Origin of the sequence: uncultured Oscillibacter sp., from assembly GCF_910584465.1 — a bacterium.
Classification (GTDB): domain Bacteria; phylum Bacillota; class Clostridia; order Oscillospirales; family Oscillospiraceae; genus Oscillibacter.
The window spans coordinates 121,488-134,405 of sequence record NZ_CAJUBK010000001.1 but is presented as its reverse complement, the minus strand read 5'-3'; the positions used below and the strand labels follow the sequence as shown (position 1 = coordinate 134,405).

Below are 12,918 nucleotides of genomic sequence, written 5' to 3'. Positions count from 1 at the left end.
TTATCGCTCCCTTGGCTCTGCTCCCACAATCCAGAATAGCGCGTTCCTCCTGTTGAGGTCGTGCTCCAAGAGGTATTTCATGCTCTTGGCCTCGTACTGCGGGTGCAGCTTCACACCTCCCACCCTCATTTTCTGCTGCTTCTCATAGACGAATCCGGGGGTGTGGAAAAGGTCGTGGTACTGGAAGGGCCGCTCCACCCCGTACCGCCGGAGTGTCGCCCTCACCTTCTCCCGGCGGTCATACGCCGTAGAGATTAGATGGATATTTTTTACAGCTTTGCCGTACCGCTCTATGCCGACGATTACGCCGCTGGCGGTGATTCCGCTGCCGCAGGTGATATACAGGTCGTCCAGCTCGTCGGGAATGTTCTGTACCTGCTCCGCTACCGCGCTCAAAAGGACTTCCCCGTAGTCGTCGAGGTTTATCCCGTATTGGACGACGAAAAGGCCCCGCGCCTCTGCCAGCGCCTCCGCCCTCTGCTTGAGGACGTTGTGCCTGCCGCTCTTTGCTATCACTTGGACACCGGCCCCGTAGCTCATGGCGAGCCTTGGCATACTCCCGGTCGCTACCGACATATCGCTGGCCCCGCCGTAGGCCACCACGCAGGGGAGGCCGTAGTGCCGCGCCGTCGCCGCTGTGATCGGCCCCTGTGGGGAGTGGAGCGAGCAGTAGGTGATTACTCCCTTTGTGCCCGGCTCCCTTCCCAGCGCTGCCTCCACCAGTAGCATACACTGTCGGAGCTTCCCGCCGTTCACCCCTCCGGCCCCGAACGGGGTGTAGAGGTCGTCCCGCTTGAAGTACATTCCGGCGATTTCCTGTACTGGGGTCAGGTCGTGGGCCGTCATTCTTCTAACCCGAACAGACGTTTGTAGTAGTCGAGGCGGGTGGAAAGCTCCTCCTGCATGAGGCCGTAGAATGATTGGCTGTTGATCTTCTTGTTATAGCCTGCGGCCTGATTGAGGCTCTGGAACGGGCCGCCCGTCCCGATCTCCTTCATCAGCGCGGTAGGCTCCGGGGTTTGCCCGTTCACCAGCATACAGAGGTTGTACTCGTTCCCCTTGAAGCCCTCAAGCCCGTCTATACCGCAGCACGTCATACTGTCGCCCATGGCCCGGAGACGGTTCTCCCCGGAGTAGAACTTCATGCCGTGGCGGTGGCACTCTGCTTTGATGGCCTCGAAGTGTGGCCGGAGGACGTGGAGGGGGTAGCATACGTCTCCGCCCACCTTCACCATGCCGGGCTTGTTCTTGTAGAACTTCATGCCCTCGACGACCACGCCGTACACTCCCGCTTCCGCCAGCCGGGGGATATTCTTCATCACGTCGTTGAAGACCTCCGGCATATAGGGCTGTGCGCGGACGATTACCCGCTGTACCCTCTTGGCGAGCGTCCCGGCGATTTGCAGCCGCTCCTCGTAGGGCGGTGTGCCCGGTTCAAGCTGGTCGTACTTGCTGCATACCATGGAGACCTGCACGACGCAGTTGCATTGTGCCAGCAGGTCGAGGTATTCCGGGTCGGCGACGAGCCTGCCCTTGGTGCTGACGACGAAGGGGTATTTGGTCTCCGCCAGCAGCTTGAGGCATTCGTAGCTGGCCCGGATATTCTTCTCGATGGGCTGGAAGGGGTCGCTCATGCCTCCCCAGTGGATGGGGATATTCCAGTCGCACCACGCCGTCTCCCGACTGCGCTTCCCCTCGATGAAGGAGCGCATGGCCTCCACGGTCTCGTCCCGCTCGATCTTCCCGATATTCCGCTTTTTCTGCGCGAAGCAGTAGCGGCACCCGTGGCTGCACCCCTTGTAGGTGTCGAAGCGGATGGGGAGGTTGCACAAAATCACCTGCGAGCCGCATTTGCATCCCATATCAGATTTCCCCCTTTGCTTTCTGGATGATCGCCTCAATGAGCGCTTCCTTGCCGTAGTCCTTGACGTAGGCTTTCAGCTCCTCCCGGTCGGCCTTGTTGAAGGTGAGGCTGACGTTGAAGAACTCCTCTATCGCCCGCAGCTCCTCGTCCACGGTGTCGCCGTCTATCAGGCTGTCGATGTCGTTGGTGAGGCTGTCGATCTCCGCCTGCGTGAAGCCCGTGAGCGGTGCGTCGTCCCCCAGCTCCGCGAGCAGGGCGGCCAGCTTCTCCTCGTCCCATCCGCCCTCGATTTTGTTGAGGGCCACGTTGAGCTGCCGTTCCTGCGTCTCGTCGAGGTCTACCACCGACACGTCCACCTCGGTCTCCCCCTCGTTTTCGAGGACGGTGAGCCGCTGGTGGCCGCCTACCACCCTGTTCGTCCGCTGGTTCCAGACGACGGGGATAATCATGCCGTAGGTGATGATGCTCCGGCGCAGGTTCTCATACTCGGTGTCGCCTGGGATAAGGTCTATCCGGGGGTTGTAGGTGGCCCGGTCGAGATCGCGTATCTTTTTCCGCGCTATCTCCATCACGATACCCCCTTTACCACATTGATGATCGCCGTGGCAAGCTCCGCCTTGGCGTTCTCGGTGTTCTCGATGTACTTCTCGACCGTCTCCCGCGCTCCCTCCGGGAGGGAGAAGGTCATGGTGAAGGTGTCCTTTTCCTTGCTGTCGGAGTAGTCGGAAAAATCCTCCTCCATCAGGTCTTTTATGTGGTCGTACTGCATGAGGAGGCTTTGCAGCTCCCAGTCCTCGAAGCCTGTAACCTCCATGTCCCCGGTCTCGTCGAGCTGCTGCAAAAGGTCGGCCAGCTTCCCGATGTCCCAGCGGCCCTTGACCTTGTTGAGCAGGACGTTGAGTATCTTTTCGTCCTTCTCCGCGAGGTCTACGACCACGGCCTCGATGTCCTCCCGGCCCTGTTCGAGCAGCACCTTGAGGCGCTGGTGGCCGCCTACGACGCGCCCGGTGCGCTCGTTCCAGATGATCGGCTCAATGTAGCCGAACGTCTCAATACTCCGGCGGAGTTTCTGGTACTCTGCGTCCTCCGGCTGCAAGTCTCTCCGGGGGTTGTAGCCCGCCGCCGCGAGTTGTGCCGCTTTCAGCGTCCGAATTTCCACTTTTATCTCCTTTCCGGCCCTTTTCGGGGCAAAAATCCCCGCAAAAAAAGACACCGCTCTCTGCTTCCTGCAATGAGCGGTGTCCTGTCGTCGCTATATTACAGGGTACAGTTTAGCATCTTATGGAATGAATGTCAAGTGCCCCATTTGTGAATTTTCCCCGCTTCTGGAAGCTACTCAAGACCGCTGATGCCGAAAAAAAGTATGCTCAAGTCTGGTATGCACCTGTCCACAATGTCGTAGACAGCCCTCTTTCCGATATTCTCCTGCCGGGCCAGCTCCTCCGCCGTGACAGGTACCTCCGCGAGGTGCAGGCCGTATAGAATCCTCCACCGCCTTTTGTCCGAGGCCCGGTTGCTCTCCTCGCACATGGTCTGAAACACGTCCAGCATTTTGTTGACGTGGGCCATGACGACGCGGGTGACGAGGTAGTTGCGCTTTATGCTGTCTGCGGTGATCTTCTTGTCCCGGAAGCTCACCCCGAAACTGCGCATGATCTCCTCGAAGTCCTCGTCTGTCTCCTCTGCCCCGTCCTCGTCGAATACGGCGTTCTGGTAGTATTCGTTGAGCTGGCGGTACTTCCGTATCAGGAGCTTGGTGTCGTGGTATCTCTTGTCGGTCTGCTGCCGTTGGAGCCGCTTGCGCTCGCGCTCTGCCGCTTTTGCCGCTGCCGTGGCTGCGGCCTCTGCTGCTGCCGCCGCACCTACCTCCACCCCGACCTCGATTGCCGCCCGTATCTTCCCCTCGATGTCGGTGATTCCTGCCTCGATAGCAGACCTGACGGCGGCCTCAATGCGCTTGTCCATTTCGTGCTTTTCGTCCATGTTGGCTCCTTTCCGGCTCTGCTGCCTGTTAAAGAAAATGGAGAACGCCGCCTATGTACCTGACCTTGTACTCCTGCACGTCCTCCGGCGTGATATACTTTCTGCCGTAGTGCTCCTTCATGGCCCGGAAGGTCGCCCAGGGCACCTTGAAGAACTCCCGGAAACCGAAGGAGACCATCACGAAGCACTCCGCGCCGAGTGCCATGTGGCGGTTGAGCCGCTTCTCTTGGTCGGGTGTGACGGCGCTCTGTTGGAGGCGGTCGCTGGCCGTGTGCTTTGCCTCGAATACGACTGACCGCCCGCCCTTGAGCGTCCCCTTGTAGTCCGGCTGCGCCTTTTTGGTGTAGCAGGCCGTGAACTTCCCTTGACGGTTTTTGGGGCCGAGCTGCTTGATCGGCTCCGGGGTCTTCTCGATCTCTGCCTCCCCTGTGAGGCGGTAGTGCTGGCAGGAGGCTTCGAGTATGCGCTCCCACTCCTCCCCGGCGGCCTTGTTCTGCCGCCCGATTACGATGGCCCGGTAGTGCTGCGCGTCCATTACATCAGCCATGTCCATCATACCAGTCCCATTTCGGCCGCGAACTGCGCGACCTTGTAGGCGGTCGCCCCCTTGATGCCCTTGCATTTGCCCTCCGAGAGGGCCGTGAGGAGCGTCTGCACCGCCGAGGTGTTCCCGATAGGGGTGGTGGCCTCCGCGCCATCCTGCGCCACGCTGGGGACGCTGACGGCCATTTCCGGCTCCGCCGCCCGGTGGAACTGCTCGACGAGCTGCCTGTCCGTCATGTTGCGGAGGCGCACGGCCTCCCGGTGGAGGGCCTGCTCCGCCGGGGTGCGCCTGCAATTCTTTTTCTTACTCATGGTTGTCTCCCTTCTCCACGATTTTTCTGAACGCTGCCAAAAACTTCTCAAGGACAAAGTCAAGCTCCACCTGCTCTTTCAGCGCCGTGTCTTTGCACATACCGTAGGCGCACTGTGCATCGGCCTCAATCGCCTTGATCGCTTTCTTGAGCCACGCCTCCATGGTTGTCTCCCTTCAGAATCTTCTTGACCGCCCGAAGCTGGGCGAGGGTGTAGTCCTTGACCTTCATCCAGTTTGTGGCCTCCTGCACCCAGCTCCGCAGGTCGTTCAGCTCGTTATACTCGTCCACGTCCTTTGTTGTCAGGAACAGGAGGCGCTTTGTGCCATAGTCCTTGTCCTCATAAAGGAAGGTTGTCTCTGTGTGCGGTTCAAAGAATCGAATCTCTTGCCGCGCCCCCGGAGCAACTGTGACATATTTTCGGCCAACTTTTACGACCTCCGCCTCTGTTGCGAGGCCCGCGTCCTTTCCCCGCCTGTCTCCGAGGATATAGGCGGTCTGGCCGACCTTAAAATCCTTAATTGTCATGGGTGTCTCCCTTCCACCTGTACTTTTTGCAGGCTTTGGCGCACTGGGAAAGCGCCCACCTGTTCGGCTTGGCCCGGCATACCCCAGTTGCCGAAGGGCCGACGCTGTTATAAATCCTGTCGAAGTGCCCGCAGCCGCCGCAGGTTCCCGGTTCCTCTTTGATTTTCGGGTATTTCGGCCCTCTCATTTCTAACCCTCCCCTTGCTCCGGCTTCTTCCCGTCCCCCGTCTTCTCCCCGGCCTCCTCCATCCGTTTCAGCCGATATAAGATACCCTCCAAGCTCTGCCGGACGCTGGAAATATCCTCCGGGCACTTTCTGGTGAGGGCTTTGTCAAGCTCTTTTGCTGCGTCGCTGGCCCGGAATATCCAGATGCCGTGTTTGTGCATAACGTCCTGTACTGCCTTGTATATCTCATAGTTCTGGCGAAACGCCTCGACATTCCCAAGCTCGCTTTCGAGCCGAGCGTTGTCCTGTACCAGTTTGGTCTTGACTGCCTGCGCAAGCTCCCGATTGTCCCGCTTTCCGGCGAGGTATTCCTTGAAATACTCCTGCTTTGTGGAGAAAAACGGGTAGCGGTCGCTGTCGAGGCGGGAGAAGATGATGTAGAGCAACAGCTCCGGGCTGTACTCGATTTTGCGGAAAATGGCCTTTTTTCGGGTGGTGATGGTCTTTTTCTCCGGGTCGTAGTACATGAGGCCGACGCTCTCCGGCAGCTCCGTCCGCTCAATCATCCCTTTGGGGCAGACGATGTAAAGGCAGTTGCAAAGCTCCTCGTAGGTGTAGAATTTCGCGTCCCGCAGGAAGTCGCTGCGGCTGATTTTCACCTCGTAGCCAGTGAAGCAAGGGGCCGTCCAGCTCTTTCGGATGGCAAGACCGTCGAGAATCTTGAGGCCGCCGGGCACGGCGAGCTGTGTCGGCCCGCTCTTGACCTCCGTGAGGAAAAAGTCTCTCCAATGCTTCTCTGCGAGGGCGCGTTTGATGTCGGTGGAGGTAACTTTCTCCTTCATGGCTGCTCCTCCTCGAAAAAGTCGTCGAGCGCTTCCTTGAGGCTGTTCGCCCGCGCCCAAATATCGTCCTCCGCCTCGCTGCCGCTGTCTGCGGGTTCATGGTAGAGAACGTCTCCGAGCTTTGCACGAAGCTCCTTGAGCTTTTGGTGCTGCTCTGCTTCCAGTCTCTCCTCTGTGGTCTGATGGCCGGGCAGCATTTCCGGCTCGATGTAGAAGTCCTCCACCTTGTCAAAGGCCGGGACGGGCAGGCCGCGCTCCTCGCAGTATTCCGTCTTCCTTTTCCTGATCGCGTCGAGGAATAGCCTGCACTCCTCGTCGCTCCACGGCTTGCAGAAGTCGATGGTCATGTCTGCTGGCCCCCCTGCTGCTGGGCGGTCGTGTTCTGTGCCTGCGCCTGCTGGCCCTTTCCGAACGACATGGCCGCGATATAGGCCTGCAAGAGGCGGGTCGCCTCTCCCTCTGTGGCCCCCGCTCCAATCGCCGCCCGGTAAAAGACGAGCGAGGATTCTGCTACCGTCCCAATAGCGTTAATGAGCCTGTCGGTCTTTTTCCTGCTGTCCATACCGCTCCTCCTATCTCTCCCACGGCAGCTCCCGCCGCATATTCCCCTTGCCGACGATGGGCTTGAGGCTGTCCTTCATAAAGACTGCTGCATGGGTGATGTCTGCCGCCTCGCAGATGTTGTCCACCCACGCTTTCTCCGGGATGATCTTTCCGGCCCGGTTCCCCGTCTCTGCCCCAATGATGATAAGGCGGTCGCCGCCGAAGCTGCCGAGGCCCGCGTCGAGGTTTTCGTGCAGCGGCTCAATGCTCAAGAACGTGTTCAGAAGCACCGAGCCATTGAATCGTCTTCCGTCCTTCCCCGTGACTGTGCTGCCGTAACAGAAATTGTCCTTGTGAGGCAGCAGCGCCAGCCTGTCGAGCTGCGCGTACCTCTCCGGGTTCTTGGTGAGGAACATATAGCGGTGCTGCGGGGCCGCCTCGCAAGCGTCCAGCACCAGCTTTATCCAGTTGGTCGGCACCCAGTTCCCGAACAGGTCGGCCATGCTGCAAACGAAAATGGTATGCGGTTTCTTGATGTGCTGCGGCTCCTCAAGCCGATAGTAGAGGAGCGTCGGCTCGAAGCCGAAGGGGAACGGCGAGTTGACGGTCTTCCCGCTGCTCCGGGTGATGGTGAGCGGCTGGTGAAGCTCCGCCCGAGGCAGGGGGTTGTGCGTGGTGATCGTGCCGTCTGCTTTGTCGTAGCCGCCGAAGCGCTTGGCAATCCTCCGGGCGTAGCAGTATTCGCAGCCGTGTTTGCAGCCTACGACCGGGTTCCATGTCATGTCGGCCCATTCGATGTCAGTTTTGTTCATTTTCCCACTCCTTCCTTATCGCGTAGCGCTTTTCCCAAGCTCCGTCGTCCATGTGCGCCCCGCAGCGCGGGCACCACACTCGCGGGGCTGATTCTTTGCCGCCGCAAACGGAGCAAAAATACTGATGCCTGCCACGGCGCTCCTGCCGCCAGTAGGCCCTCAAATTCTCCCTCGGTGTTCTGTTGCCCGTGTCCGGGTTGTCCATTTTTGCCCCGCAGGAGCTACAGTAGTCTCCGAGCATTTGCCTCATAATCGCCGGGTGCGCCCAGCCGCTTGGCATACCGCAACGAGAGCAGCAGTAAATACCGTCCCCGAAGTCCTTCCACTCTGCCATGGCTACTCGTCCTCCTCCCAATGGCTGCAATATCCCTTGGCGATGCAGGTGTCGCACTCATAGGAGGTGTCCTCGCAGGCCCATCCCAGCTCTTTTACGAGCGCCAGCCGTGTCTCCTCGTCCCACCAGTCGATTTCCGGGTGGCCCTTGTAGAGCTTGTCCGCCTCCGGCAGGCGCTTCACCCGGACTTGTATATAGTCCGCGTTTTCGCAAACGTCGCAGGTAAAGGCGATTTTCTTGGCCTCTCTCGCGTTTTCTGCGAAAACAATGGTTTCGTAGTTTTCCAGCGCCGCATTGTCCCACGCTACATAGGCTTTCACTCACGCTGGCCTCCTTCCTATCTGTACTCCTTTCCTGTGGCCTTGTCCTTGAGGGTAATCCTGCCGACCACCTCGAAGCCCGCCAGCTCCGCCGCTCCCTTCATAACCGGGATAAGGGCGCTGATTGCAGCGAGACGGTCTGCCTCCCGCTGACGCTCCTCCTGCCGGATGGCGCTGTAGGCCGCGCCTGCGGTCGGGTCGGGGTAGCCCTCCGAATTTTTATACATAGTTGCCTCCCGTCAAAATAGCCGCTCCTGCGTGTCCTCTGCGCACCACTCCGGCATAACCGGGTACAGCTCCCAGCTCTGGCCGTCTGCCTCATAATCTATCCGCCCAAATCCATCCCCGGTTTCCTGTACCTGCCTGCCGTCCAAGAGACTGATGTGACCGCCGAGAATCGTTTTGAGGTGCTTCCCACTCTCCGAGGCAAGGAAAGCCGCTGCGCTGAAAACCTTCATCCCCCGCCCTCCGGCACCTCGAAAGCAAGGTTGAGTAGGTAGCGGATAACCTTGAGCATAGCAGTCTTTTTGATGCTGTTGTGCGTCTCCATTCCTATAACTGCGAGTATGGCCGCCCCTTTCTGCTCGTCGGTGTATTCCTCGCTGTCGATGTCCGCAAAAATCCTGATAGCGTCACCGAGCCTCATTCCTGCTCTCCCCTCTCTTCCGGGTGCCACCAGCAATGCCCGACGTGAGAATCCGGCTCACACTTCTTGCAGCCGTCAGGCCCGTAAAGGCAGTCCGCCGTCTTGAAAATGTCGCAGGAGGGGCAGATGCACTCCCGGCAATGCTTGTCCTGCTCGTCGTAGTCCCGGCCCGTGGTCTCCTGCGCCTCGGCAATCCGGGCTTCGAGGCGTTCCAGCTTCCGGGCTTTCTGCTCCTCGACCTCCTCCGCGCACTTGTGGAGGAGAATCATCTGCGTGAGCATGATGTAAACGTCGGCGATCTCCTCCGCGATAGCGTCCTTGTTCTGCTTGCCCCTCGCGGCCTTGCACAGCTCCTTTTGCAGCTCGCTCATTTCCTCGAATACCATGAGCGTCTGCGCGTCCGGCCCCCACTGTTTGAGTGCCGCCTTGCAGATTCCGATTTCGTCCATGTGGTTCGCTCCTTTCTCCTCCCCGGCGCTTTCGCGCCGGGGATTCTGTCGATTTTCGATTAGATGTCAAAGCCCGGCGCGAAGCCAATCGAGTAGTAGGCGTAGTAGCTGCTCGCGCCGCCGCACGTGTCGACACGGCAGAAGTAGTTCGCGGAGCCCGCACCGACCGAGCGGAGCCAGTACGGGTACGTCCCGTTGTCCCCACACTCCTTCACGCGGTCGCGCTCCCTGTCGAAGATGGCGAGCCGGAAGCTGTCGTCCTCGTCCTTCCACCAGCCGTTTTCCGAGGGGCCAAATACGTCGGTGGCAGAGGGGAGCCACATAAGGTCTTCGTACTCCACCCGCTCCCCGTCGATGATCTCCGCCATTTTGCGCGGCTTGAAGATGGCCCGCCACTCCTGCGCGATATGGGGGAGGATGTCAACGAGGACGTGCGCCCGGCCCTTGCTCTTGAAGTAGCCGCCCTTATTGGTGGCCTCCTCGTTCATCACGGCCTCGTCCCAGCAGTCCTTGAGGACAAACCGGGCCGCACAACTGTCGCTGTAGCCGCATACCGCCGTGACGGTGCCGCCCGTGTCGAGGGGGATGTCGATCTCGTCGAATGGCTTGATAATCCCGTCCAAGCGCCCCTCCCTGATGGCCCATTTCAGCGTCTCCGGGGTGATGTTGCAGGTGAGGATGCGCCGGGCGTTCATGGTGTCGTCCGGCTCCGAATGGAGCCGCTGCGCCTTGCGCCGCCGCTGGGCGGCCAGAATGTCCTCCCCCATCTTGTGCTTGAGGAAGCCGATAAAAGCCTCCCGCTCCTGCGCGATAAGCTCCGCGCCGCCATTTGCCGTAAATTCGATTGCCCCGGCCTTGATTTTTACCTGTGCCATTGTTTCGTCCTCCTGTTCATTTGACCGTGATGGAAAGATTGTAGATGTACTGCCCGCAGCGTACACAGCGGTCGTTCTTCCCCCAGCCGCCGTTTTTCTTCATGCCACGGACGCTGCCCGTGTGATGAATGGAGGGGTGCCGTGCTTTCTCTCCCTTGGTAAGTCTCATGTACTGCATGGCCGCCTCCTCAATAATCAACGCGCCGGATAACGCTTTCCGGCAATGCGGGGAAAACAACGCAGAAGAATCGGTATTTCTCCTCCGGCTCCATGCTCTCCGCCCATTCGAGTATGCCGTCGAGCATATCCGGGGCCATAGTGCAGTTGTTCCCCGGCACGTTGTAGTTGTCGTAAATCCATTGCCTAAACTCGTCTTTGTTCATGCGCCCACCGCCTCCAACTCCGCCTCAAAGAGGGCACAGGCCAGCTCCCGCAGCATATCGTCAATGGCCTGCGCGTCCTCCACCAGCTCGCGGGCGGATGGTACGCCTCTCGTCCCGCTGCGCCGGGCCTCAATCCACATTTCGATATGCTCGTCCTTGTCGAAGCTGGCGGCATAGGCTTTTACGTTGTCCACGAAGTTCTCCGCGCCGACGGTGATAATAAAGTCCTCCCCGGCTGGACTGTACTTCTCAAGCTCAATGTTGCCGTCCCCGGTGTCGGTGACGCTCCAATCGAGTTTTTCGCAGATGTCCCGGTATATGTCATTCACTGGTTCTCCTCCTCGTCAAATAGGCTGCACTGATTCTTGAGCTGTTCCTTGGCTCGCGCCTCCTGCCGTACCTTCCGCAGGCAGCAGCTCCCGTAGCCGTCCTTGATGGCCTGTGCGCTGGTGAGGAGGCCGCCGCACCGCTTACAGCGCCGGGCCGGGATGGTGAATACCTCGCTCTCCGGCTGCTTGTCCATGTGCGTCCTCCTCTCCGTAGTCACGGCTGCGTCTCCTCCTTCCCTCGGATGTCCGCCCACGCCATCGTCATAACGGTGCTGACCTCCCGGAGGCGGCTGATGATCGCCACGATTTTGGTGTTGTCGAAGCCTTTCGGGGTGAGCGCCGCCACGAGCGCGTCGGCGTTGTAGTTGGTGGTGACGATGGTGGGCTTCATATCCTCATAGCGGTCGTTGAGGATGGAGTAGAGCGTACTCATGCTCCAATCGCTGCATTGCTCCTTCCCGAGGTCGTCGATGATAAGCAAATCCACCCTCTTGTAGATGTCCAGCACGTCGCTCTCCCTCATTCCGTCGCCGTCGAACGACTTCTTGATGTCGAGGAGGAGGTCGCTTGAGGTCTTGCATATCACGGGGACACCCTCATGGATAAGCTGTAGGGCTATGGCTGCCGCGAGGTGCGTCTTGCCTGTGCCGTTGGTGCCCTCTATGTAGAGGCCGTCGCCTCTGGCCTGATGGTAGACCCAGTTGTCTGCGTACTCCTTGGCTATCCCATAGTTTTTCTTGCGCCCCGGCGTGTCTGTGCGGAAGTTCGGGAATGTCCGCTGCTGGAAGCGCTTCTTGATGCCGCTCTGTCCGAGGAGCTGTTCTACCCTCCTCTGCATGGCCCTCCGGCGTTTGATCTCCGCTTCACGCTGGGCCTCCTCTGCCGCCTGCCTGTCCTGCTCCTGCCAGTATGCCGTCGCCTGCTCGCAGTCGCAGCGCGGGAGTACCGGGTTCCAAATGGCTATCGTGTCGCCGAACACCAGCCCACGGGGTTCCAGCGTCTTCCCGCAGTATTCGCACTTCCCCGTCGCCGGGGGAGGCTGCTTCCAGTGAATACCGCGCTCCTGCGCCTGTGTCGGCGTGATGAAGTTGTTATTGTCCTTTGAAGCCTCCCGACGGTTTGAAGGCTCCGGGGGCTGTTGGCTGGCCGCCAGCACCGCCCCTATTGGTTCCAGTCCCATAGCTGATACCTCTTTCGTCTGAGTAATTCCCGTCAATGACCTTCGCCATGTTGCTGTCCTTAACCAGCCAATCGAAGGTCGCCTGCCAATTCCTGTCGTTCTGGCCCTTCAAGAAGCTGCTGGCCTCCGCCTTTTGGAAAAGCTCTTTGAAGCTCTCGACCGTATAGCCGTTCGCCAGCCGCGCTTTGATCGCCTTTCTCCGGGCCTCCGAGAGACTTCTAAGCCGAGGGAATGAGACACAGATTTCGTTGTAGAGCGCCGCAACCTCGTCGCATACCCCCCGTTGGCTGCCCTGGCTGCCCTCCTGCGGCTTCGGGGGCCTCCCCCGCTTCCTCGCGGGCGGCTCCGGCTCCGGGTCTTCCTCCGGCTGGCCCTCTGTAAAGGGCCGCACCGGGGCCGAGACCGTCCGCTTGGAGTAAACGTCCTGTAGGTTGTCCACGAGGCTCTGGCACCAGACGACTTTCCGCTCCTCCCATAGGTCTCTGTCGATGTTCCCGAGGTCTGCCAGCGTGTCGAGTATATTGCTGGCCGTCTCTGCGTCCACCTTCATCAGGGCCTCAAGGTATTTCCCGTTGGCGGCCTCCGAGAGGTCGTAGTAGTGCCCCTCGCTCCGGCACAGCAGCTCAAGGAGCTTAAACCAAAAGGCGTACCCGTCGTTGCCCCAGTTCTGCTCAAGAATAAATCGCGTCCGGCTGTCCGTACTGACAAAGTGCGGGAAATAGTCAACCGTCTGCTTGCGCGGTCGTCCCAACGACTACACCTCCTTTTCCGGGCATATCCGGGGATTTTCACCCCGGATAGCCCCGGTTA

25 protein-coding genes are annotated in these 12,918 nt (G+C 59.7%); all 25 read right to left on the bottom strand.

Annotated elements, in window-relative coordinates; genetic code table 11:
* Positions 1 to 804, bottom strand: coding sequence for a pyridoxal-phosphate dependent enzyme (locus QZ332_RS00805; RefSeq protein ID WP_363323961.1), 804 nt, complete (start codon positions 802 to 804; stop codon positions 1 to 3).
* Positions 805 to 842: 38 nt separating this feature from the next.
* Positions 843 to 1,862: a radical SAM protein gene (locus QZ332_RS00800; RefSeq protein WP_295761113.1), complete on the bottom strand. Its 1,020-nt coding sequence runs from the start codon at positions 1,860 to 1,862 to the stop codon at positions 843 to 845.
* A gap of 1 nt (position 1,863) precedes the next feature.
* On the bottom strand, positions 1,864 to 2,433 hold the full coding sequence (locus QZ332_RS00795; protein WP_295761112.1) for a ParB N-terminal domain-containing protein: 570 nt from the start codon (positions 2,431 to 2,433) through the stop codon (positions 1,864 to 1,866).
* A complete protein-coding gene (locus tag QZ332_RS00790; RefSeq protein WP_295761111.1) occupies positions 2,433 to 3,023 on the bottom strand; it encodes a ParB N-terminal domain-containing protein in 591 nt (196 codons plus the stop codon). The genes QZ332_RS00795 and QZ332_RS00790 overlap by 1 nt, the downstream gene beginning before the upstream one ends.
* Before the next feature lie 173 nt (positions 3,024 to 3,196).
* Entirely contained in the window at positions 3,197 to 3,847 is a 651-nt protein-coding gene (locus QZ332_RS00785; RefSeq protein WP_295761110.1) for a hypothetical protein, read from the bottom strand.
* Between the two features lie 28 nt (positions 3,848 to 3,875).
* Positions 3,876 to 4,394 (bottom strand): Holliday junction resolvase RecU, encoded by a 519-nt coding sequence (locus QZ332_RS00780; RefSeq protein WP_295761109.1) that lies wholly within the window; start codon positions 4,392 to 4,394, stop codon positions 3,876 to 3,878.
* A 5-nt stretch (positions 4,395 to 4,399) separates the two neighbouring features.
* Positions 4,400 to 4,702, bottom strand: a complete 303-nt coding sequence (locus tag QZ332_RS00775; RefSeq protein WP_295761108.1) for a hypothetical protein — start codon at positions 4,700 to 4,702, stop codon at positions 4,400 to 4,402.
* Positions 4,695 to 4,865, bottom strand: coding sequence for a hypothetical protein (locus tag QZ332_RS00770; protein ID WP_295761107.1), 171 nt, complete (start codon positions 4,863 to 4,865; stop codon positions 4,695 to 4,697). Before QZ332_RS00770 ends, QZ332_RS00775 begins: the two co-directional genes overlap by 8 nt.
* A complete protein-coding gene (locus tag QZ332_RS00765; protein ID WP_295761106.1) occupies positions 4,828 to 5,229 on the bottom strand; it encodes a hypothetical protein in 402 nt (133 codons plus the stop codon). Before QZ332_RS00765 ends, QZ332_RS00770 begins: the two co-directional genes overlap by 38 nt.
* A gap of 189 nt (positions 5,230 to 5,418) precedes the next feature.
* Positions 5,419 to 6,237 (bottom strand): hypothetical protein, encoded by an 819-nt coding sequence (locus QZ332_RS00760; protein WP_295761105.1) that lies wholly within the window; start codon positions 6,235 to 6,237, stop codon positions 5,419 to 5,421.
* A complete protein-coding gene (locus QZ332_RS00755) occupies positions 6,234 to 6,584 on the bottom strand; it encodes a hypothetical protein (protein ID WP_295761104.1) in 351 nt (116 codons plus the stop codon). The genes QZ332_RS00760 and QZ332_RS00755 overlap by 4 nt, the downstream gene beginning before the upstream one ends.
* Positions 6,581 to 6,799, bottom strand: coding sequence for a hypothetical protein (locus QZ332_RS00750; protein WP_295761103.1), 219 nt, complete (start codon positions 6,797 to 6,799; stop codon positions 6,581 to 6,583). The genes QZ332_RS00755 and QZ332_RS00750 overlap by 4 nt, the downstream gene beginning before the upstream one ends.
* 10 nt (positions 6,800 to 6,809) lie before the next feature.
* Positions 6,810 to 7,592 carry a DUF5131 family protein gene (locus QZ332_RS00745; protein ID WP_295761102.1) on the bottom strand — a complete coding sequence of 261 codons (783 nt, stop codon included), beginning with the start codon at positions 7,590 to 7,592 and terminating at the stop codon, positions 6,810 to 6,812.
* Positions 7,593 to 7,928: 336 nt separating this feature from the next.
* A complete protein-coding gene (locus tag QZ332_RS00740) occupies positions 7,929 to 8,246 on the bottom strand; it encodes a hypothetical protein (RefSeq protein ID WP_295761100.1) in 318 nt (105 codons plus the stop codon).
* Between the two features lie 17 nt (positions 8,247 to 8,263).
* Positions 8,264 to 8,473, bottom strand: coding sequence for a hypothetical protein (locus QZ332_RS00735; RefSeq protein WP_295761098.1), 210 nt, complete (start codon positions 8,471 to 8,473; stop codon positions 8,264 to 8,266).
* Positions 8,474 to 8,485: 12 nt separating this feature from the next.
* Positions 8,486 to 8,704 carry a hypothetical protein gene (locus tag QZ332_RS00730; RefSeq protein ID WP_295761097.1) on the bottom strand — a complete coding sequence of 73 codons (219 nt, stop codon included), beginning with the start codon at positions 8,702 to 8,704 and terminating at the stop codon, positions 8,486 to 8,488.
* The gene (locus tag QZ332_RS00725; protein WP_295761095.1) at positions 8,701 to 8,892 is read right to left on the bottom strand and encodes a hypothetical protein; all 192 of its coding nucleotides are present in this window, start codon (positions 8,890 to 8,892) and stop codon (positions 8,701 to 8,703) included. The genes QZ332_RS00730 and QZ332_RS00725 overlap by 4 nt, the downstream gene beginning before the upstream one ends.
* Positions 8,889 to 9,341 carry a hypothetical protein gene (locus tag QZ332_RS00720; protein WP_295761094.1) on the bottom strand — a complete coding sequence of 151 codons (453 nt, stop codon included), beginning with the start codon at positions 9,339 to 9,341 and terminating at the stop codon, positions 8,889 to 8,891. The genes QZ332_RS00725 and QZ332_RS00720 overlap by 4 nt, the downstream gene beginning before the upstream one ends.
* Before the next feature lie 59 nt (positions 9,342 to 9,400).
* Complete coding sequence (locus QZ332_RS00715; RefSeq protein ID WP_295761093.1) at positions 9,401 to 10,216, bottom strand: DUF6273 domain-containing protein; 816 nt, start codon at positions 10,214 to 10,216, stop codon at positions 9,401 to 9,403.
* 16 nt (positions 10,217 to 10,232) lie between these two features.
* Positions 10,233 to 10,385, bottom strand: a complete 153-nt coding sequence (locus QZ332_RS00710) for a hypothetical protein (RefSeq protein WP_295761092.1) — start codon at positions 10,383 to 10,385, stop codon at positions 10,233 to 10,235.
* A gap of 19 nt (positions 10,386 to 10,404) precedes the next feature.
* A complete protein-coding gene (locus QZ332_RS00705; protein WP_295761091.1) occupies positions 10,405 to 10,599 on the bottom strand; it encodes a hypothetical protein in 195 nt (64 codons plus the stop codon).
* Positions 10,596 to 10,928 carry a hypothetical protein gene (locus QZ332_RS00700; protein ID WP_295761090.1) on the bottom strand — a complete coding sequence of 111 codons (333 nt, stop codon included), beginning with the start codon at positions 10,926 to 10,928 and terminating at the stop codon, positions 10,596 to 10,598. Before QZ332_RS00700 ends, QZ332_RS00705 begins: the two co-directional genes overlap by 4 nt.
* Complete coding sequence (locus QZ332_RS00695; protein WP_295761089.1) at positions 10,925 to 11,122, bottom strand: hypothetical protein; 198 nt, start codon at positions 11,120 to 11,122, stop codon at positions 10,925 to 10,927. Before QZ332_RS00695 ends, QZ332_RS00700 begins: the two co-directional genes overlap by 4 nt.
* 20 nt (positions 11,123 to 11,142) lie before the next feature.
* A complete protein-coding gene (locus tag QZ332_RS00690; RefSeq protein ID WP_295761088.1) occupies positions 11,143 to 12,108 on the bottom strand; it encodes an ATP-binding protein in 966 nt (321 codons plus the stop codon).
* Complete coding sequence (locus tag QZ332_RS00685; protein ID WP_295761087.1) at positions 12,020 to 12,859, bottom strand: DUF4373 domain-containing protein; 840 nt, start codon at positions 12,857 to 12,859, stop codon at positions 12,020 to 12,022. The genes QZ332_RS00690 and QZ332_RS00685 overlap by 89 nt, the downstream gene beginning before the upstream one ends.
* Positions 12,860 to 12,918: the final 59 nt, after the last annotated feature.